At 63.5% G+C, this 19,223-nt stretch carries 16 protein-coding genes; 12 read left to right on the top strand and 4 right to left on the bottom strand.

Annotation, left to right across the window (positions count from 1 at the left end; all coding sequences use genetic code 11):
- Positions 1 to 74: 74 nt before the first annotated feature.
- From OSH12_RS04430 to OSH12_RS04410, 5 genes are all read left to right on the top strand, one after another.
- Complete coding sequence (locus OSH12_RS04430; protein ID WP_266342267.1) at positions 75 to 1,535, top strand: DHA2 family efflux MFS transporter permease subunit; 1,461 nt, start codon at positions 75 to 77, stop codon at positions 1,533 to 1,535.
- Positions 1,536 to 1,758: 223 nt separating this feature from the next.
- Positions 1,759 to 2,547, top strand: a complete 789-nt coding sequence (locus tag OSH12_RS04425) for a ThuA domain-containing protein (RefSeq protein WP_266342266.1) — start codon at positions 1,759 to 1,761, stop codon at positions 2,545 to 2,547.
- A gap of 225 nt (positions 2,548 to 2,772) precedes the next feature.
- Positions 2,773 to 3,819: a Gfo/Idh/MocA family protein gene (locus OSH12_RS04420; protein ID WP_266342265.1), complete on the top strand. Its 1,047-nt coding sequence runs from the start codon at positions 2,773 to 2,775 to the stop codon at positions 3,817 to 3,819.
- Between the two features lie 356 nt (positions 3,820 to 4,175).
- Positions 4,176 to 5,210: a DUF1254 domain-containing protein gene (locus OSH12_RS04415; RefSeq protein ID WP_266342456.1), complete on the top strand. Its 1,035-nt coding sequence runs from the start codon at positions 4,176 to 4,178 to the stop codon at positions 5,208 to 5,210.
- Positions 5,211 to 5,677: 467 nt separating this feature from the next.
- Complete coding sequence (locus OSH12_RS04410) at positions 5,678 to 7,498, top strand: ABC transporter ATP-binding protein (RefSeq protein ID WP_266342264.1); 1,821 nt, start codon at positions 5,678 to 5,680, stop codon at positions 7,496 to 7,498.
- Between the two features lie 50 nt (positions 7,499 to 7,548).
- Here the strand turns inward: OSH12_RS04410 and OSH12_RS04405 are convergent, their stop codons facing one another.
- Entirely contained in the window at positions 7,549 to 7,956 is a 408-nt protein-coding gene (locus tag OSH12_RS04405; RefSeq protein WP_266342263.1) for a YbaN family protein, read from the bottom strand.
- Positions 7,957 to 8,324: 368 nt separating this feature from the next.
- Between OSH12_RS04405 and yghX the strand changes: the two genes are divergently transcribed.
- The 3 genes from yghX to OSH12_RS04390 all read left to right on the top strand — a co-directional run bounded on the left by yghX (position 8,325) and on the right by OSH12_RS04390 (position 10,499).
- Complete coding sequence (gene yghX / locus OSH12_RS04400) at positions 8,325 to 9,212, top strand: YghX family hydrolase (RefSeq protein WP_266342262.1); 888 nt, start codon at positions 8,325 to 8,327, stop codon at positions 9,210 to 9,212.
- Between the two features lie 181 nt (positions 9,213 to 9,393).
- Positions 9,394 to 9,873, top strand: a complete 480-nt coding sequence (locus OSH12_RS04395) for a VOC family protein (protein WP_266342261.1) — start codon at positions 9,394 to 9,396, stop codon at positions 9,871 to 9,873.
- Between the two features lie 218 nt (positions 9,874 to 10,091).
- A complete protein-coding gene (locus OSH12_RS04390; protein ID WP_266342260.1) occupies positions 10,092 to 10,499 on the top strand; it encodes a DUF1801 domain-containing protein in 408 nt (135 codons plus the stop codon).
- A gap of 137 nt (positions 10,500 to 10,636) precedes the next feature.
- Here OSH12_RS04390 and OSH12_RS04385 read toward each other — a convergent pair whose 3' ends face one another.
- Complete coding sequence (locus OSH12_RS04385) at positions 10,637 to 13,090, bottom strand: arylsulfatase (protein WP_266342259.1); 2,454 nt, start codon at positions 13,088 to 13,090, stop codon at positions 10,637 to 10,639.
- Between the two features lie 266 nt (positions 13,091 to 13,356).
- Positions 13,357 to 14,325 carry a ribosome small subunit-dependent GTPase A gene (gene rsgA, locus OSH12_RS04380; RefSeq protein WP_266342455.1) on the bottom strand — a complete coding sequence of 323 codons (969 nt, stop codon included), beginning with the start codon at positions 14,323 to 14,325 and terminating at the stop codon, positions 13,357 to 13,359.
- 371 nt (positions 14,326 to 14,696) lie between these two features.
- Between rsgA and OSH12_RS04375 the strand changes: the two genes are divergently transcribed.
- Positions 14,697 to 15,602: an HNH endonuclease gene (locus OSH12_RS04375; RefSeq protein ID WP_266342258.1), complete on the top strand. Its 906-nt coding sequence runs from the start codon at positions 14,697 to 14,699 to the stop codon at positions 15,600 to 15,602.
- A 63-nt stretch (positions 15,603 to 15,665) separates the two neighbouring features.
- Here the strand turns inward: OSH12_RS04375 and OSH12_RS04370 are convergent, their stop codons facing one another.
- Positions 15,666 to 16,343 carry a GntR family transcriptional regulator gene (locus OSH12_RS04370; protein WP_266342257.1) on the bottom strand — a complete coding sequence of 226 codons (678 nt, stop codon included), beginning with the start codon at positions 16,341 to 16,343 and terminating at the stop codon, positions 15,666 to 15,668.
- Positions 16,344 to 16,447: 104 nt separating this feature from the next.
- Between OSH12_RS04370 and OSH12_RS04365 the strand changes: the two genes are divergently transcribed.
- From OSH12_RS04365 to OSH12_RS04355, 3 genes are all read left to right on the top strand, one after another.
- Positions 16,448 to 17,677 carry a benzoate/H(+) symporter BenE family transporter gene (locus tag OSH12_RS04365; protein ID WP_380224321.1) on the top strand — a complete coding sequence of 410 codons (1,230 nt, stop codon included), beginning with the start codon at positions 16,448 to 16,450 and terminating at the stop codon, positions 17,675 to 17,677.
- Positions 17,674 to 18,288, top strand: coding sequence for a molybdenum cofactor guanylyltransferase MobA (gene mobA / locus OSH12_RS04360; RefSeq protein ID WP_266342255.1), 615 nt, complete (start codon positions 17,674 to 17,676; stop codon positions 18,286 to 18,288). The genes OSH12_RS04365 and mobA overlap by 4 nt, the downstream gene beginning before the upstream one ends.
- Before the next feature lie 138 nt (positions 18,289 to 18,426).
- Complete coding sequence (locus OSH12_RS04355) at positions 18,427 to 19,191, top strand: ABC transporter substrate-binding protein (RefSeq protein ID WP_266342254.1); 765 nt, start codon at positions 18,427 to 18,429, stop codon at positions 19,189 to 19,191.
- The last annotated feature ends 32 nt before the right edge of the window (positions 19,192 to 19,223 follow it).

Raw genomic sequence — 19,223 nt, 5'->3', positions numbered from 1 at the left:
ACCACGGGATTGTGAATTGCGCCTTGCGGGCCTATCAGTCAGATAGACAGCCCACCTTACGAAATGCAGCCTTTATGCCCAGCGACACTGTCCTCGGCGCAGGCGTCTCGCCCGCCGCCCCTGCCCCCACCTACCGCATCACCGCCCTCATCGTCGCCAGCGCTCTGTTCATGGAGCAGCTGGATTCGACCGTGCTTTCGACGGCGCTTCCCACCATGGCGCGCAGCTTTGGCGTATCGCCGCTCGACATGAGCGTCGCGCTGACGGGATATCTGCTCAGCCTGGCTGTGTTCATTCCGGCCAGCGGCTGGATCGCCGATCGTTTTGGCGCGCGGAATGTGTTCTGCGCCGCGATCGCGATTTTCATGGCGGGATCGCTGCTATGCGCCCAGGCGCATAGCCTGCCCTTCCTGGTGTTTGCCCGCGTGCTGCAGGGGCTCGGCGGCGCGATGATGGTGCCGGTCGGCCGATTGGTGATCCTGAAAACCGTATCGCGAGCCGATTTCGTCTCGGCCATGGCGTGGGTGATGGTGCCGGCCCTGATCGGCCCGGTGATCGGCCCGATGGTCGGCGGCGTCATCGTTACCTATCTCGACTGGCGCTGGATCTTCTATGTGAACCTGCCGCTCGGCGTCGTCGGCATCGCGCTCGCCAGCCGGTACATCGACAATGTCTGCGAAGAAATCCGCCGGCCATTCGACGTGCTCGGGCTGCTGCTGTCCGGCACATCGCTCGCCTCACTTCTCTTCGCCTTCGAGACAGGCGGACGCGGCGAGGCGTCGCCGCGCACCGCCCTGCTGCTGCTGGTTGTCGGGCTTGTTACCGGCGCGCTCTACATCGCCCATGCCCGTCGCCACGCCGCGCCGATCCTCGATCTGACGCTGATGCGGCTGAAGACGTTCCGCCTTTCGGTCATCGCCGGCGGCCTCGCGCGGATCACGGCGGGCGCCATGCCCTTCCTGCTGCCGATGATGATGCAACTCGGCTTCGGCATGTCCGCGCTGCATAGCGGCCTCGTCACCTTCGTTTCGGCCGCCGGCGCGATGGCGATGAAAGCCTCGGCCGCGCCGATCCTGCGCCGCTTCGGCTTCCGCAACACGCTGATCTGGAACAGCGTCATCGCCAGCGCCTTCCTGGCGATTTATGCGACCTTCCGGCCGGACTGGCCGCTCGCCGCCATCTATCTCGTGCTGCTGATCGGCGGCTTCTCGCAGTCGCTGCAGTTCACGGCCTACAACACCATCGCCTATGCCGAGGTCGAGCGGGACCGCATGAGCGCGGCGACGGGCTTCTACACGACGATGCAGCAGATGATGCTGTCGCTCGGCATCTGCGTCTCGGCTTCCGTGCTGCATGTCGCCGTCGCCGTTTCGGGGCGGACGCAGCCGGTCATGGCCGATTTTTCGGCCGCCTTCCTGACTGTCACCAGCATTTCGCTGCTCGCGGCCTTTGTCTGTGCGCGCCTGCCGCGAACCGCGGGCGACGACCTGACCGGCCGGGGCCCGGCAATCGCCGAGCCCGCAAAAGGGTCCTGAGGGGTTTTCAGCCCGCGCTCGCCTCTGCGACAGATTGGCCAAGAACAGGGGATATTGCGTCAACGGGGATGCAGGTTATGGTGGGCTGGTTTACGATTCAAAGCGCTTTGGATGGACCCAGCCCCTCCCGGCTTTCCCACCGCGGGTCCACCAGGGCAATCATCATCGCAATAGCGCGATCGGCAAGATCGCGCTCAAGGAAGCGTCTAGGGAGACCATGGTCATGACGATCCGCGTTGTTGTCTGGGGCGAAAACGTCCACGAGCAAGAAAATGAAGTCGTCCGGAAGATCTATCCGGAAGGCATGCACACCACCATCGCCAAGGGCCTCGACGAGGATCCCGTCATCGAAGTGTCGACCGCGACGCTGCAGGAGCCCGAGCACGGCCTGACCGAGCAGCGCCTGGCCGATACCGACGTGCTGATCTGGTGGGGACACAAGTCGCATGGCGAAGTTTCCGACGCCGTCGTCGAGCGCGTTGCCAAGCGCGTCTGGGAAGGCATGGGCCTGATCGTCCTGCATTCGGGCCACTTCTCGAAGATCTTCAAGCGCCTGATGGGCACCCCCTGCTCGCTCAAGTGGCGCGAAGCCGGTGAACTCGAGCGCGTCTGGGTGATCAACCGCAATCACCAGATCGCCCAGGGCCTGTCCGATTATTTCGAGTTCGAGCAGACCGAGATGTACGGCGAACCCTTCACGGTTCCGGAGCCCGACGAGACGGTTTTCGTCACCTGGTACGAAGGCGGCGAAGTGTTCCGTTCGGGCCTGACCTGGCGTCGTGGCGGCGGCAAGGTGTTCTACTTCTCGCCCGGCCACGAGACCTACCCGATCTATTACAACCCCGACGTCAAGCAGGTGCTGAAGAACGCCGTGAAGTGGGCCTACAACCCCGCTCCGGCCTGGGCCGGCATCGAGAAGGCGCCGAACACCCCGGCCGACAAGGCTCCGAACGGCCCGCTCACCATCAAGGGTGAGACGCTGCACAAGCGCGGCGAAGAAGGCTTCCACTAGTCGGAGCAGGCCTGCCTGGCGGGCGTCGCGTTTGCCTCTCTCTTCCAGGAAGGGAGAGGCTCAAGGCCGGATGAGGGTTTGCGCCCTCACCCGGCCGATTTACGCCCGCCCCGCCATTTTCGCTGTCGACCTCTCCCGCGCGGCGGGAGATGAAATCTTACCGTTGCCCCCCTCGGGATCCGCTCCCGTCCGCCAAGAGCCTCCCGTCAGCCAAGAGCGATATCCATGGTCAAGATCCTCATCCTCGGAACCGGCAGCATGGCCGAAAGCCACGCCGTCGCCTTCAAGGCAGCGCCGGGCGCAACCGTCGTCGCCGCTGTCGAGACCGATGCCGAGCGTCGCGCCGCCTTCGGCAAGAAGCACGGCATCACCAACCTGTTCGCTGATCTCGACGCCGCGATCGCCTGGGGGCAGTTCGACGCCGCCGCCAACGTGACGCCGGACGCCGTCCACTACGCCACGACGATGAAGCTGCTCGCCGCCGGCAAGCATGTCTTCTGCGAGAAGCCGCTGGCGACCGACTACCCGCACGCCCTCGAAATGGCCGAAACGGCCGAGGCGAAGGGCGTCATCAACATGGTGAACCTCACCTACCGCAATTCGCCCGCGCTGCAGAAGGCACGCGAGCTGGTAGCGGCTGGCAAGATCGGTGGGATCCGCCACGTCGAGGCGTCCTATCTGCAGAGCTGGCTGGTCGGCAAGCAGTGGGGCGACTGGCGCACGGAATCGCGCTGGCTCTGGCGTCTGTCGGAAGAGCACGGCTCCAAGGGCGTGCTGGGCGACATCGGCGTGCACATCGTCGACTTCGCCTCGTTCGGCGCCGATAGCGACGTTACCACGGTAGAAAGCCGCCTGAAGACCTTCCACAAGGCGGATGGCGACCAGATCGGCGAATACAAGCTCGACGCCAATGACTCGGCCGTCATGATGGCCGAATTCGCCAATGGCGCGATCGGCACGATCACGGCGACCCGCTTCGCCACCGGCCATGCCAACGACCTCACCCTGCTCCTGTTCGGCACCGAAGGCGCGCTTCAGGTGAAGACCGACGGCAAGGCTTCGTCGCTGAAGATCTGCACCGGCCCGGATATCGAGACGCAGACCTGGAAGCCGGTCGAGTGCCCGCCTGTCGTCACGACCTACGAGCGCTTCGTCAAAGCCTGCAACTCGGGCGTCAACGGCGATCCGAGCTTCCGCCGCGCCGCCGAGATCCAGCGCATCCTGGACCTCTGCTTCGATCAGGACATCGCGCGCGGCAAGAAGATCGGCTGATCTCGACACCCGTTCGAACAGAAGCCTCGGCCCGGCATGTCCGGGCCGAGTGCGTTTTGGAGCCACGGCATCCCTGCGGCCAAGGCCATTTTGCGCATGCGGTAGGCCCCGTCAAAAGTAGCCGATTTTGGAGAGTGGAGGCTCACGGTCTGCCCGCTCAAGACTCTATGTCCGCCCCACCACGACGTCCCCTCGGAGCGCATGGAATTGCGCCGGGTTGTTTTATGCCGGTCATTTTCCGGACCTACCCCTAGTGGATGGTCCGGCCCTGGGTGCCATTTGAGTTGCACACGGCCGAGCCTTGTGAAATCGTCCGCGCGGTTACGCAGCGCAGTCTGGAATCAAGGGGTATGTCTATGTTTCGCTCGGTTGGATTGGGTCTTTTCCTCGCGTCAGTCGCCCTGACGGGCGGTGCATTCGCCCAGGCATCAGACGGCAAATCTCTGGTCACCACGGACAACTTCGTCCGCGCCGAGACCGACAATTACCTCGCGACGAATGCGAAGGTCGTGGGCGCCCTGGGCAAGTTCCAGCACTCGCGGGAACCAGCCTCGATCGACGACCAGACCGTCATTCGCATGAACCGCGATACGCTCTATTCTTTTGCCGTGTTTGATCTTGCCGCTGGTCCGGCCACGATTTCGCTGCCGGATTCTGGCGAGCGCTACATGTCGATGATGATCGTCGACCAGGACCACTATATCCCGACCGTCGCGCACGGAAAGGAGTCGGTTACGCTGACGCAGGAATCGCTCGGTACCCGATATGCCTTCGCCGCCATCCGAACCCTCGTCGATCCCAACGACCCCAAGGATGTCGAGGCGGTCCACAAGCTGCAGGATGCTATCGTCGTCAGCCAGGCGGACGCGGGCAAGCTCGAGCTCCCCGACTGGGATCAGGACAGCCTCACCGATATCCGCAATGGGCTGCTCACGCTGGCAAAGCACCAGACGTCGTTTAGCGGCGCCTTCGGAACACGCGAGCAGGTCGATCCCATCAAGCACCTGATCGGCACGGCAGCCGGCTGGGGCGGCCTGCCGGACAGCGAGGCTAATTACCAGAGCTTCGCGCCCGCGAATAACGACGGCAAGACGGTCTATACCGTCACCCTGCCGAAGGACGTGCCGGTGCAGGCCTTCTGGTCGGTCAGCGTTTACAACAAGCAGGGCTTCTTCGAGAAGAACGACCACAACGCCTATTCGGTCAACAACATCACCGCGGACAAGAATGCGGATGGTTCGGTGACGATCCAGTTCGGCGGCTGTGACGGCAAGATCGCGAACTGCCTGCCGATCGTCGACGGCTGGAACTACACCGCCCGGCTCTATCGCCCGGAGCAGGTCATCCTGAGCGGCGAATGGGCCTTCCCCGAAGTGAAGCCGGTGAACTGAGCTTCGTCGCCAATCAGCGGATCGCTCAGAAATCGACGAAAACACCTCAGATCGGCCCGGCTTTGCCCGGGCCGATCGCATTTTGGCGTCCCTTTTCGCGCAAAACACGTCCGTTCCCCTGTTGCGGCGACGACACGCGGCGCGCAAACTGCGCGGGCCGCACTTGCAATCCATGACGTCGCAGCTATAAAAAACGCCTCTTCAACTCCGAGCACGGGGGATTTGCATGGCATCGCTGCATATGATCGTCGCCCCGGTAAAGCCGGTTTCGGGTTTTCCCCGCAGCTAATTCGGACGTTCCGCGGGCATCGCCCCGGTTCCATTCCGCGGCTCTCTGAGAACCCGCCCTTTCGACAACAACCTGTTTAGCCGCGAGCCTCCGCGCCCCGATTGCGCGTCGGCTCGCAGTCCTATTTCTCCTTTTTCAGGGACCGGATCGGCGTCATTGACGCATCCGGATTGTCACCATGACTCGATTCAAATTCCCCCGCTTTCGTATCCGATGGCGGGCCGACGCCTTTTCCAACGTGCTGGGCTTCACCTTCGCCCATTGGCGCAAGCAGCCGCTGCTGATCGTCGGCATCGCGTTGACCGTGCTGGTCTCCACCATGGCCGACGTGCTGCTGCCGCTCTATGCCGGCCGCCTCGTTGACGCCATCGCCGGTGGCATCACGAACCGCGACGAGGCCCTCTCGGCGGCGCTGCATGCGTTTGGCGCGCTGATGGCGCTCGGCGTCGGCATGATGGCGCTGCGCCATTGCGCCTTCCTCGCCATCATCCGGCTGACGCTGAACATGATGACGGATATCGCCGGCGAAGCCTTCCACCGCGTCCAGCGCTTCTCGACCAACTGGCACGCCAATGCGTTTGCCGGCTCGACCGTGCGCAAGATCACGCGCGGCATGTGGGCGCTCGACCTGCTGAACGACACGCTGCTGCTGGCCCTGCTGCCCTCGGTGGTGATGCTGATCGGCTCGACCATCCTGCTCGGCTCCTACTGGCCGGTGATGGGCCTGATCGTGGCTGTCGGCTCGGTGCTCTACATTGCCATTGCCGTGTCGCTGTCGCTGTTCTACGTCGCGCCGGCCGCCAGCCTCGCCAACCAGTGGGACACCAAGCTCGGCGGCGCGCTCGCCGATGCGGTCTCCTGCAATGCCGTCGTGAAAGCGTTCGGCGCGGAGAAGCGCGAGGACAACCGCCTGTCGCGCGTCGTCGCCAAATGGCGCGCCCGCACCTCGCGTACCTGGATCCGCGGCACCAATAACGGCACGGCGCAGGGCATTCTGCTCGTTCTGCTGCGCGGCGCGATCATCGGCACCGTGCTGCTGCTCTGGTGGCATGGCCAGGCGACGCCGGGCGACGTCACCTTCGTGCTGACGGCCTTCTTCCTGCTGCAGGGTTATCTGCGCGATGTCGGCGTGCATATCCGCAACCTGCAGCGCTCGGTCAACGACATGGAGGAACTGGTCGCCCTGCATGCCCAGCCGCTTGGCATCGAGGACAAGGCTAATGCCGTGCCGATGGTCGTCGGCGCTGGCGAAATCCGCTTCGACGACGTCACCTTCCATTATGCCGGCCACGAAACGCCGCTCTACAAGGATTTCGACGTCACCATTAAGGCGGGCGAGAAGATCGGCCTGGTCGGCCATTCCGGTTCCGGCAAGACGACGTTCGTCAAGCTGATCCAGCGTCTCTACGACGTCACGGATGGCCGCATCGTCATCGACGGGCAGGACATCGCCCATGTCACGCAGTCCTCGCTGCGCGGCGAGATCGCGATCGTCCAGCAGGAGCCGATCCTGTTCCACCGCTCGCTGGCGGACAACATCGCCTATGCCCGCCCCGGCGCATCCATGGCCGAGATCATCGAGGCGGCGAAGCTTGCCAACGCGCATGACTTTGTCCAGCGCCTGCCGCAGGGCTATGCCACGCTGGTCGGTGAGCGCGGCGTCAAGCTGTCGGGTGGCGAGCGCCAGCGCGTGGCGCTGGCCCGCGCCTTCCTGGCCGACGCGCCGATCCTGATCCTCGACGAGGCGACATCGAGCCTCGATTCGGAATCCGAGGCGTTGATCCAGGAGGCGATGGAGCGGCTGATGGAAGGCCGCACGGCGATCGTCATCGCCCACCGCCTGTCGACGGTGCGCGCGCTCGACCGCCTGCTGGTCTTCGACCGTGGCCGCATCGCGGAAGAAGGCACGCATGAAGAGCTCGTCCGCACCGAGGACGGCATCTATCGCAGGCTGTTCGAACGGCAGGCGATGGATCTGACCCGAGGCCTCGCGGCCTGACGAACGCGCCATGGGGCGGCCCCGCGCTGCCCCATGGCTGATACAAAATCCTATTCGGGCAGGGCTGGCGGGCTTGCTTCCCGTTCCGGCCGCGTCGAAATCCAGATGGCGCAGGCGAGCATTCCGAGGGCGACCAGCGCCCCCAGCCACCAGGACGGATGGGCCGACAACCAGAATACCGCATAGCCGAACGCCATGCCGCCGCAGGCCAGGTATTTCACCCGGCGCGGCACCGCGCCATGCTCGCGCCAATCGCGGATCACGCCGCCAAATTTGGGATGGTTCAGCATCCACGCCTCCAGCCGGGGCGAGGACCGGCCAAAGCTCCAGGCGGCGAGGATGAGAAACACGGTCGTCGGCATGACCGGCAGGAACGCCCCGATGATGCCGAGCGCCACGAAGGCAAAGCCGAGCGCGACGTAGCCGGCGCGGCGACTGGCATGCAGAACGGCGCGCATGCGCGTTCCGCTTCGCGGATCCTGCGTCATGCCGCGCCTCTGGTCCTTGCTCTCACACCAACCCCATCTGCTTGGCCGCCCGACTTCGCCTCCGTCCCGCCGGCACGGCGGCCGAAACGCGAACATCCGGCGTTCGCGAGGCAGCCTCGAGATAGAGCGCTAGCGCCGGTCCGCCAAGGAAAACATCGCGTGACGGGAGCGGCTCTCCGCCGCGCCCGCGATTGCGCCCCCAACACCCCCTGTACAACCGCTCCGCGCAACCTTGAGGGCTTCGCGCAGGATTGACGGTCGACAGCGGCTCGTCAGCCACTATCATCCCCGCCATCCGCGATCGGTAAGACCCATTCAAGTTGGAAGAAAGACGCGCCATGACCCGCCTGACCGCCAAGGACTTCCCGCAGGAACTGCTCGAACTCTACGACTATTACGCACATGGACGGATCACGAAGCGCGAGTTCCTCGACCGTGCGGCAAAGTTCGCCGTTGCCGGCGTCACAGCCGCGGCGCTGCTGAGCTCGATGTCGCCTGATTACGCGCTGGCCCAGCAGGTACAGTTCACCGATCCGGACATCGTCGCCGAATACATCACCTACCCGTCGCCCAACGGCCATGGCGAAGTGCGCGGCTATCTCGTTCGTCCTGCCAAGGTCGAGGGCAAATTGCCGGCCGTCGTCGTCGTGCACGAGAACCGTGGCCTCAATCCCTATATCGAGGATGTCGCGCGCCGCGTCGCCAAGGCCGGCTTCATCGCACTGGCGCCGGACGGCTTGACCTCGAAAGGCGGCTATCCCGGCAATGATGAAAAGGGCCGCGAGCTGCAACAACAGGTCGACCCGACGAAGCTGATGAACGACTTCTTCGCGGCCATCGAGTTCCTGATGAAGGACGAGCGCACGACCGGCAAGGTCGGCATTGTCGGCTTCTGCTATGGCGGCGGCGTCGCCAGCGCGGCGGCGGTCGCCTATCCCGAACTCGGCGCCGCCGTCGGCTTCTATGGCCGCCAGCCCAAGGTCGAGGACGTGCCGAAGATCCAGGCGCCGATCCTGCTGCAATATGGCGAACTGGACACCCGCATCAACGAGGGCTGGCCGGCCTATGAGGCCGCGCTGAAAGCCAATGGCAAGACCTATGCGGGCTACATCTATCCCGGCGCCAACCACGGCTTTCACAACGACTCGACGCCCCGCTACGACAAGGAAGCCGCCGACCTCGCCTGGCAGCGCACGATCGACTGGTTCAAGGAGTATCTGGCGTGAGGCTTCGCGCCGGCGCATGACGCAGCCTTGAACCAGCGCCAGATCTGGCCAATTAGCGGGCAGCCCCCTGCCCGCTATATTTTTTCGAGCGCAGCCAGCGGAACGCCACACGGCAAGCGCGCATTCTAGCCTTGTTGCGAAGTTGAACCGGAATTGGCCTTCAGATGCGAAAGGACAAGCCATGGTGATCGCCAAGAACACGATCTGCGTGTGGTACGACAAGGATGCCGAAGCGGCCGCCCGCTTCTATGCCGAGACATTTCCAGACAGCGCGGTCCATGCCGTTCACAAGGCTCCCAGCGATTATCCTTCCGGCAAGGCTGGCGACGTCCTGACGGTTGACTTCACGGTCGCCGGCATCCCCTGCCTCGGCCTCAATGGCGGGACGGCATTCCAGCACAGTGAAGCCTTCTCGTTCCAGATCGCGACAGACGATCAGCAGGAGACCGATCGCTACTGGAACGCCATCGTCGGCAATGGCGGCCAGGAAAGCATGTGCGGCTGGTGCAAGGACAAGTGGGGCATCTCCTGGCAGATCACGCCGCGCGTGCTGACCGAGGCGATGGCAGCCGGCGGCGCCGAGGCCAAGCGCGCATTTGAAGCCATGATGGAGATGAAGAAGATCGACGTCGCCGCCATCGAGGCCGCGCGGCGCGGCTGACGCGCCGGCACGCCCTGATGCGCCGCTCATGGGAGACCTGCGCACAACCCGAATGTCGGTAGTGCAGGTCTCGATTTCCAACATCCTGAGGAGGCTTGCGCAGCGAGCCGTCTCGAAGGAAGCACGGCCTGAGGGCAAATTTTGCTGCGCCTACTTCTGCGTACCAAGGAATTCCGCGATCCTTTGGGGATCGGCAGGAAGATCATCGGGGAGGATGCATGAGCGATCCAGATTTGCCGTCCAGCCGGATCGACGCGAAGCTCGCTTCTCTTGGCGACTGGCGCGGCGAGGTGCTGGCGCGGATGCGCGAACTGATCCGTGCGGCAGATCCCGACGTGGTCGAGGCGGTGAAGTGGGTCAAGCCAACGAACCCCTCAGGCGTGCCGACCTGGGAGCATGCCGGGATCCTCTGTACGGGCGAGGTCTACAAGACCTACGTCAAACTGACTTTCGCGCACGGTGCCGCGCTTGACGATCCCACAGGGCTGTTCAACGCCGGCTTTGGCGGCGGCACACGTCGGGCCATAGACATTCGTGAAGGCGAAACGATCGACGCCGCCGCCTTCAAAGCGCTGGTCAAGGCAGCAATCGCGCTCAACGAGGCGAAGCAAGCCAAACGGGCTTAAAGCGATGTCGAGCAGGGTGGCCGGCGCATTCTCCGTGCGTCGGCCCATTTGACACTCCTATGTGGCTTGCGGTCCCCACCCACAATTGTGTCAGAGGTCGAGGTGCCCGGGGGCGAGCATGTACGCCCGCCCCTCGCCTAGTCTCTCGCCCGCGCCAGCTTGGTTCGCGACGCGGCCTGTTCGTTGGCACTCAACTGCGTCGGGCCCAGCTTGAAGGTGATCTTGTCCAGCTTGCCGGTGAAGGCGAAGGGGACCTGATAGTCCGCCTCGTTCACGGAGGTGCGCGTGTCGACGCCGACATCGAAGGTCTCGTCGATCGTCATCAGGAACGGCGTGGTATGCGGGATCTGCTGGCGGTCGACCTCGTTGTCGTCGACCTTCAGGACACCCGTCCCGCCCTTGCCCGGCCCGGGGCCGTCATAGGTGAATTCGAACCCGATCCTATGCTTGCCGGGCGTCAGCGCATCCTTGCCTTCCCAGCGGAAGTGATCGAGCGCCAGCAGGTTGTAGGCGAACACCGGCTTGCCCTTGAGCAGATAGAGGCCATAACCACCGAAGTGACCGCCCAGCGTGGCGAGCATGCCCTCCGCTCCGGCATCGGGGATCTCGACATCCGCCTCGATGGTGTAGGACCGGGTCAGCAGATCGGGCGAGGCGCTGGCCGGAAGGCCGGAGAAACGACTGGCGTACACAAAGCTGTTCCGCCCCGCCGTCGCGGACGGGCGCGGCGCCAGCAACCTCTGAACGATCGAGTTGTCGAGCGGGAAGACGTTGTATTTCGCAGCCTCGACGAGGAACAGATCCTTGAGTTCCTGCAGCTTCTGCGGGTTGGCAGCGGCGAGATCGTTGTTTTGCGAATAGTCCTCGGCGAGGTTGTAAAGCTCCCAATCATAGCCGCCGATCACGTCCGGCATTTTCGCCAGGCCCAGCAGCCAAGGCGGCTGCGGCGGCCTGGTCGAGGCGATCCAGCCATCGTGATAGATGGCGCGATCGCCGAACATCTCGAAATACTGCGTCGTCCGGGCGGAGGGCGCGTCGGTGTTCGCCTTGTCCCAGCTATAGGCCATGCTGACGCCCTCGATCGGCCGCTGCTGGATGCCATTGACGGATACCGGCGCCTGGATACCCGTCGCTTCCAGGATTGTCGGCACGATGTCGATCATGTGGTGGAACTGATGGCGGATCCCGCCGGCATCCTTGATGCGCGCCGGCCAGGCCATCGCCATGCCCTGCCGCGTGCCGCCGAAATGCGAGGCGATCTGCTTGGTCCATTTGAACGGCGTATCGAAAGCCCAGGACCATGCGACAGACATGTGCGGCGTCGTCTTGTCGGAGCCCCAGACATCATAGAACGGCAACTGGTCCTTGACCGGAATGTCGATGCCCTGGATGGCGGCGAGATCGAACGGCGTTCCGAGGGTCGAACCCTCGGCGCTCGTGCCATTGTCGCCCTCGATGTAGATGATCAGCGTGTTATCGAGCTTGCCCTGGTCCTCCACCTCCTGGATGACGCGGCCGATCTCGTGATCGGTGTAAGCGACATAGGCGGCGTAGACCTCGGCCTGGCGGGCGAACATCTTCTTGTCGTCGGGCGCGAGCGTGTCCCATTTCGGCAGGCTGTCCGGCCAGGGCGTCAGCGCCGTATTGGCCGGGATCACGCCAAGCCGCTTCTGATTGGCGAAGATCTGGTCGCGCATGGCGTTCCAGCCCATGTCGAACTTGCCCTTGAACTTCGCAATCCATTCGGGCGTCGGCTGGTGCGGCGCGTGGGTGCCGCCCGGCACGAAATAGAGGAAGAAGGGCTTGTCCGGCGCCCCGGCATTGGTCTGCCGCAGATAGTCGATCGCGTTGTCGGCGAGGTCGGTCGTCAGATTGTAACCGGGCTTGCCGATCCACGGGAAAACCTGGGTGGTGTTCTGGAAGAGATAGGGCGTCCACTGGTTGGTCTCGCCGCCCATGAAGCCGTAGAAATATTCGAAGCCCATGCCGACCGGCCATTGGTTGAACGGACCGGAGAGGCTGTACTGGAAGCTCGGCGTATTGTGCTCCTTGCCGAACCAGGACGTCGCAAAGCCGTTTTCCTTGAGGATTTCGCCGACAGTGGCGTTTTCCGGCCCTATGACGGAATCGTAGCCGGGGAAGCCGGTCGATTGCTCGGTGATGACGCCGAAGCCGACCGAGTGATGGTTGCGGCCGGTGATCAGGGCTGCGCGCGTCGGCGAGCACAGCGCCGTCGAGTTGAACGTCGTATAGCGAAGGCCGGCATTGGCGACCCGGTCGAGAGCCGGCGTCGGAATAACGCCGCCAAACGTGCCGGAGACGCCATAGCCGGCATCATCGGTCATGATCAGCAGAACATTGGGCGCGCCTGCCGGCGGCACCACGGTCGGCGGCCAGAACGGCTTCGAGTTCGCCGCGTCGAGATTGATGACGCCGCCGAACGGCAGCGGCGGGCTCGGAATATAGCGCCCGTCGATGGTCTGTGTCGCGCTCGGCGCTCCCGGCGTTCCGTTGATCGTCTGCGCATGGGCCGAGGCAATACAAAGGCCGGACGAAATCATAAGGAGTGAAAACAGTTTTCGTGAAATCATGACGTGACTCCGCAAAGCGAAAACATCACTGCGACGACAAATCAGCCTTGAAATTCGATATGGCAGACGTATGAAATATTCGGACTACTGCAGGAGTAGCTTTTCGCACGACGCGCGGACGATACTAGACCTCGATGCCAAGCTCAAACGCTCGGCCGCATCGTTCTCACAAAAGTTCGTTACAACAACGAGACCGGCCGGCTACTTGCGGCAGAGATCCAATCCGCTTGCCGGGATGACGAAGGCGAGCGCCCCTGTCTTCCGGATCACCGCTTGTTGCCCCTCGGCCCTTTCAGAACCGGCGTCTTGGCGCGGTTTTCGTCCTGCAGTTTTCGCCAGCGGTTTAGGCGCTCCGGATCGAGCGTCCCGGCCTTGACCGCTGCCTGAACCGCGCAACCGGGCTCGTGCTCATGCGTACAATCGCGAAACCGGCAGTTTGGCGCCAGTTCGGTGATTTCGGCGAACAGCTGATCGATGCCCTCGGCCGAGTCACTGACATGCAGCGTCCGCATGCCGGGCGTATCGATCACCCAGCCACCGCCGGCAATCCGGTGCAGCGAGCGCGAGGTCGTGGTGTGACGGCCCTTGGCGTCGCTCTCGCGAATACCGCCGGTGACCTGCGGCGCGTCCTGATCGGGTCCGGCCAGCGTGTTCAGCAGCGTCGACTTGCCGACGCCGGAAGAACCGATCAGCGCCACCGTCTGCCCTGACCCACACCAGGGCGCCAGCGCTGCCGCCGCCTCGCCGCTGCGCCCATCCAGCGTCACGCAATCGATCCCACGCTGCAGCGTCGCCACCTGGGCCGCATAGGATTGCGAATCCTCGACCGTGTCGGCCTTGGTCAGGATGATCACCGGGCGCGTCCCGGCCTGGTTGGCGAGCGCCAGATAGCGCTCCAGCCTGGCAACGTTGAAATCAGCATTGCAGGAGGTGACGATGAACAGCGTGTCGACATTCGCGGCGGTCAATTGCGGTGCGGTGCCGCCCTCGACCCGGCGCTGCAACAGCGTGCGTCTTTCGAGCCGGCGGCGGAGCCAGTTTGTCCCGCGCTCGACCAGCACCCAATCGCCCACCGCGTAGTCGCCGGTGTTGGTGTGGGGCGGCAGCATCATCCGGACGGGGCCATCGACCGAGAAGGCACTCATCCGCGCCCTATGCACCGTCGCGATCCGCATCGGCACGAGGTCGAGATCGTCGCCCTCGACCTGGTCGGCGAAGAAATCGGACCAGCCCATGTTGGCAAGCGCGAGGGAGGTCGAAACAGGATCGATCACGAACCAATCCGCTGGTTGGAGCGAACGACGCAGGGCGGGCTGATGCCTTGGAGACCACCAATGGACTGAGAGCAAACAGCAGGATCCCATACCGCTCTGGCTTTGTTCATGGACGGCATTGCTAGACTGGCCCCTTGAAAGGACTGCGCGGATGACGGGTGGCACACGAGTTTCGCTCATACCATCCCGCGACAGCGAAGTCGCGGATGAAGCCGCAGGCGACCAACTCGGAGTGACTACGACAGAAGGTCATCCATGGAGATGGGGCGACTGAACATGGGTCGAGCGAATCAGCGCGTGTACAGCGATAAGGAGCGCGCTATACAGAGTGTATGGGATTCGGGGTCTTCATTCATCGCTCAGATTCAATCTACGATGACAGTCCAGCGGAGCGGTATCAGTTCCCTGGGCAGTATTTACGGCGTGTTCAAGCCTGTATCGGTGACTGGATTGTTTATTATGAGCCCAGCAAAGTTCGCGAAACACGCGGCTATTTTGCTGTAGCAATGATCCATTCCGTCATACCCGACATATCGCAGCCCGGCATGCATATCGCCATGATCGAGCCGGGCAGCTATCTCGATTTCGTCAATCCGGTACCTTTCAAAGGCCCTGACGGACTCGTCGAACTTGGTGTGCTCAACGAACTGGGACGCATATCGGGTCGTGCCCAATCTGCGGTCCGGCCGCTCTCGGCGACCGATTTCAACCGCATCGTTATGTTGGGGCTCGACGACAGCGAGGCTGAATTGCCGCGCATTGGGAATGCGCTGGAATTCTCGGACATTCACAGCGGTCAGGCACCCTTTATATTCGACGAAACGCGCGAACGCGTGACACTTGTCACTTCCCGCATCGCTCGAGATAGAGCATTCCGGCGGCTGATCCTTGGAGCCTATGACAAACGCTGCGCGATCACCGGGCTGAAGCTGATAAATGGTGGAGGTCGGGCGGAAGTGGATGCGGCGCATATCCGACCGGTTGAAGCAAATGGCCCCGACATCGTCAGCAACGGGATTGCCCTTTCCGGCACGGCGCATTGGATGTTTGACCGCGGGCTCATCAGCCTCAGCGACGATCTAGAAGTCCTCATTTCGCGCCAGGTCAACGATATCGATAGTGTGAGAGCGTTCATCAATCCGACCGGACGAGCCTGTACGCCCCCGTTCATGCATAAACGCGAGCGGCCTCACCCTCATTTCCTGCAATGGCACCGCGAGCATTGCTTCAAGGGATAGGTGAGCTCGACCCGTTAGTTCCGCAGCCAAACTTGCATCGAGGTGGCTGGAACTCTTACGGCTCTATCCGGACTTTCGCCCCTCGAAAAAGGCTTTCATCGCCGCGCTGGCGCGGTTGTGATGGCGCGCCAGCGCCTCGACAGCGCGGTTTTCGTCGCGAGCGCGGCAGGCGGCCAACATCTCGCGATGCTCGTCCTGCCCCATGTCGCCGACTGCCGCCAGGTGAAAGCGGAGGTAGCGATCGGCTGTCGCAAGATGTTGCTCCGTCAGCGCAATCAAGCGTGGCAGGCCGGCTTGGGCATAAAGTGTCATGTGGAAGCGTCGGTTCAATTCGCCCATCCGGCCGGGGTCTTGCTCCTGATCGATCTCTGCCAGGATCTCCTCGGCAATGACAAAGTCGTCCTCGGTCAGGTTCGGGATGGAATGGCGCAGCGTTTGCGGTTCGAGGGCGGCGCGGATGACGTAATTGTCCATCGCGTCGAGCCAGGTGATCTGCACGACGACAGCACCGCGATGCGGCTCGAAGTCGACCAGCGCCTGCGCCTCAAGCTGCCGTAAAGCCTCACGAATCGGCATTCGACTGACCTTGAAGGTCGCGGCCAGTTCCTCCTGTCGCAAGGGCGTGCCCGGCGCGATGGTCCCCGAAAGGATTGCCTGGCGAAGCGTCGCCTCGACATATTCGGTCGCCGTGCGAAAACGCGGCGCGGCGGCTTCGACCAATTGCAGCAACCTATCCGTCATATTCGATTCCCCCGCGCGAAAAGCCGAAGCGCTGCTCTTGCCTGTCGATTGGATCCAATTTAACAATTCGACCCACAAACGCAATCTGGATCCCGACCATGAACATGCCAACCGAGGCGCGGACCTCTACTCTCGACGCGGCGAAACGCGCCGGCGACGTTGAGTTCTCGAGCCGCCCGGCTGGGCTAGTGCAGCCGATCATCGCCGGCATCATCGCAGCCTTTGTCGGGTTCGCGGGCGTGTTTACCGTTGTTCTGCAAGGGTTTGTTGCCGTCGGTGCAACCCAGGCGCAAGCCGCCTCCGGCCTGCTGGCAATCTGCATCGCGCAGGGCTTGTTGGCGATCGTCATGAGCTGGCGCTACCGCATCCCGATCACCATCGCCTGGTCGACGCCCGGCTCGGTACTGTTTGCCGCCACTGGCCTGATCCAGGGCGGCTTTCCAGCGGCGGTCGGCGCCTTCATCCTCACCGGTGTTCTGATCATCGCGGCCGGCCTGATCAAGCCATTCGGCCGCATCGTCTCGGCGATCCCGCCTGTGCTGGCAAGCGCCATGCTGGCCGGCATCCTGCTCAGCCTCTGCCTTGCGCCGGCCAAGGCGGTCGGTCTGGAACCGGAACTCGCCCTCCCCGTCGTTCTGGTATGGGCATTTGTCGGCCGGATCCGGCGGATCTGGGCCGTTCCGGCCGCGGTCGCCACCGCGGTAGCGCTGATCATCTGGACGCTGCCGCCCGGCGGCCTGGCAATCGACCACGCCATGCCCGACGTCGTCTTCGTCATGCCGAGCTTTACCTTGCAGGGCCTGATCTCACTGGCCATCCCTCTCTTCATCGTCACCATGGCGTCCCAGAACCTGCCCGGCATCGCGGTCATGCGAGCCAATGGCTATGAGCCGCCGGTCGGGCCGGTGTTTGTCGGTACGGGCATCGTCAGCATTCTCGCCGCGCCGTTTGGCGGCCACACGCTCAACTTCGCGGCGATCACGGCGGCGATGTGCGCCGGGCCGGATGCGCATCCCGATCCCGCGCGGCGTTGGATTGCCTCGTTTACCGGAGGCATCGCCTATCTGTTCCTTGGCCTCGGCGCGACGCTTGCCGCTGCCCTGGTTACCGTCGCGCCGCCGGTTCTGATCCAGGCAGCGACCGGACTGGCGCTGTTTGGCGCCTTTGGCGGCGCGCTGGCAGGCGCCATCGCCGTCGCAGCGCACAGAGATGCGGCAATCGTGACGTTTGTTACGGCAGCTTCCGGCCTTTCCTTTTTCGGTGTCGGCGCGGCATTCTGGGGGATAGTCGCAGGCGGGGCCTTCATGCTCCTCAACCGAAAATGGAGCCGATGACGATCGCTGGACTGATCCTCGCCGGAGGTAATTCGCAACGCATGGGCAGCGAGAAGGCATTTGTTCGCCTTGGCGGCCGACCTCTCATCGAACACGCGATCGAACGGCTAGCCCCGCAGGTCGATGCGCTGGCCATCAACGCCAATGGTAACCCGGCCCGATTCGATGCCTATCGCGTGCCGGTTCTCGCCGACGACCGGGCGGATACCGGACCGTTGGCGGGCGTCCTTGCCGGCTTGCGCTGGGCCGAGACGCTGCCCACGCGGCCGGAATTCGTCGCCACCATCCCGATCGACACGCCCTTTTTCCCGGCTGATCTGGTCGCGCGCCTCGACGCCGGCCGAAGCGGCCAACCGCGCATCGCCATCGCGGCATCCGGCGAGCGCGACCATCCTGTCGTCGGCCTTTGGCCAGTAGCCCTCGCGGACACGTTGCAGGAGTGGCGTCAGACGGCTAGAAGCCAGGGCGTGCGGGCCTTCCTTGCTTCCTGTGGCTTTACCGTCATCACCTTCGAACTGCCACTCAAGGGCCCTGACCCTTTCCTCAATCTGAATACGCCGGAAGAGCGCGACGAGGCGGACGCCTGGCTTTCCAACGCTCATTCCTCCTGAATCTGGTTCGAATTCCTGGAGAGTTGCGGCCCGCCTGAAAAAGGTGGGAAGATACAGCAAGAGAGCGCCGGCCTGGGAAGAAGCGGAGGGCGTGGCGCACTCCGAAAAATGTAGAAACGCGCGTCAAAGGGAATGCAAATGCGTATCGTTAAGCAGGCCGCCATCGCGGCCCTGGCCTTGATGGCTGTCACCGGCGCCGTTCAGGCAAAGGAATGGAAGAACATCCGGGTCGCCGTCGAGGGCGCCTTCCCGCCGTTCAACTTCGTCAGCGCCGACAACCAGATCGGCGGCTTCGACGTCGACATTGCCAAGGCGATTTGCGAGAATCTGAAGGCCGAGTGCACCTTCACCGTGCAGGATTGGGATGGCCTGATCCCCGCGCTGCAAGCCAGCAAGTTCGACGCCATCATCTCGTCGATGTCGATCACGGACGAGCGCAAGAAGGTCGTCGACTTCTCCCGTCCGTACTATCAGTCTCCGTCCTCCTTCGTCGCGCCGAAGACCTCCGGCATCAAGGACACCTCGCCGGAAGGCCTGAAGGGCAAGACGATCGGCGCGCAATCCTCGACCGTCCAGGCGACCGAGCTCGAGGAAAAGTACAAGGATTCCGTGATCAAGCTTTATCCGACGCAGGATGAGGTCAACCTCGACCTAGTAGCCGGACGTATCGACCTGCTCTTCGTCGACAAGCTGCCCGGTCTCGACTGGCTGAAGACCGCGGATGGCGCCAACTACGAGTTCGTCGGCACCGATCTGCCGACGGATGGCGTCGGCGCCGCCGTGCGCAAGGAAGATACCGACCTGCGCGACCAGATCTCGGCGGCGATCGAGGCGATCAAGGCCGACGGCACCTACGACAAGATCAACGCCAAGTACTTCCCCTTCTCGATCTGGAAGGAATAAGGATTTCGCGAGGCAGGGCACCCACCCTGCCT

The organism is Kaistia terrae, from assembly GCF_026344005.1.
GTDB classification, from domain to species: domain Bacteria; phylum Pseudomonadota; class Alphaproteobacteria; order Rhizobiales; family Kaistiaceae; genus Kaistia; species Kaistia terrae.
Note: the sequence above shows the minus strand (reverse complement) of the source record. Positions and strands in the feature narration are given on the sequence as shown.

Coding starts and splice junctions, on each gene's coding strand:
- OSH12_RS04430 (WP_266342267.1), top strand. CDS start 75: ATGCCCAGCGACACTGTCCTCGGCGCAGGCGTCTCGCCCGCCGCCCCT.
- OSH12_RS04425 (WP_266342266.1), top strand. CDS start 1,759: ATGACGATCCGCGTTGTTGTCTGGGGCGAAAACGTCCACGAGCAAGAA.
- OSH12_RS04420 (WP_266342265.1), top strand. CDS start 2,773: ATGGTCAAGATCCTCATCCTCGGAACCGGCAGCATGGCCGAAAGCCAC.
- OSH12_RS04415 (WP_266342456.1), top strand. CDS start 4,176: ATGTTTCGCTCGGTTGGATTGGGTCTTTTCCTCGCGTCAGTCGCCCTG.
- OSH12_RS04410 (WP_266342264.1), top strand. CDS start 5,678: ATGACTCGATTCAAATTCCCCCGCTTTCGTATCCGATGGCGGGCCGAC.
- OSH12_RS04405 (WP_266342263.1), bottom strand. CDS start 7,956: ATGCGCGCCGTTCTGCATGCCAGTCGCCGCGCCGGCTACGTCGCGCTC.
- yghX (WP_266342262.1), top strand. CDS start 8,325: ATGACCCGCCTGACCGCCAAGGACTTCCCGCAGGAACTGCTCGAACTC.
- OSH12_RS04395 (WP_266342261.1), top strand. CDS start 9,394: ATGGTGATCGCCAAGAACACGATCTGCGTGTGGTACGACAAGGATGCC.
- OSH12_RS04390 (WP_266342260.1), top strand. CDS start 10,092: ATGAGCGATCCAGATTTGCCGTCCAGCCGGATCGACGCGAAGCTCGCT.
- OSH12_RS04385 (WP_266342259.1), bottom strand. CDS start 13,090: ATGATTTCACGAAAACTGTTTTCACTCCTTATGATTTCGTCCGGCCTT.
- rsgA (WP_266342455.1), bottom strand. CDS start 14,325: ATGGGCTGGTCCGATTTCTTCGCCGACCAGGTCGAGGGCGACGATCTC.
- OSH12_RS04375 (WP_266342258.1), top strand. CDS start 14,697: ATGGGATTCGGGGTCTTCATTCATCGCTCAGATTCAATCTACGATGAC.
- OSH12_RS04370 (WP_266342257.1), bottom strand. CDS start 16,343: ATGACGGATAGGTTGCTGCAATTGGTCGAAGCCGCCGCGCCGCGTTTT.
- OSH12_RS04365 (WP_380224321.1), top strand. CDS start 16,448: ATGCCAACCGAGGCGCGGACCTCTACTCTCGACGCGGCGAAACGCGCC.
- mobA (WP_266342255.1), top strand. CDS start 17,674: ATGACGATCGCTGGACTGATCCTCGCCGGAGGTAATTCGCAACGCATG.
- OSH12_RS04355 (WP_266342254.1), top strand. CDS start 18,427: ATGCGTATCGTTAAGCAGGCCGCCATCGCGGCCCTGGCCTTGATGGCT.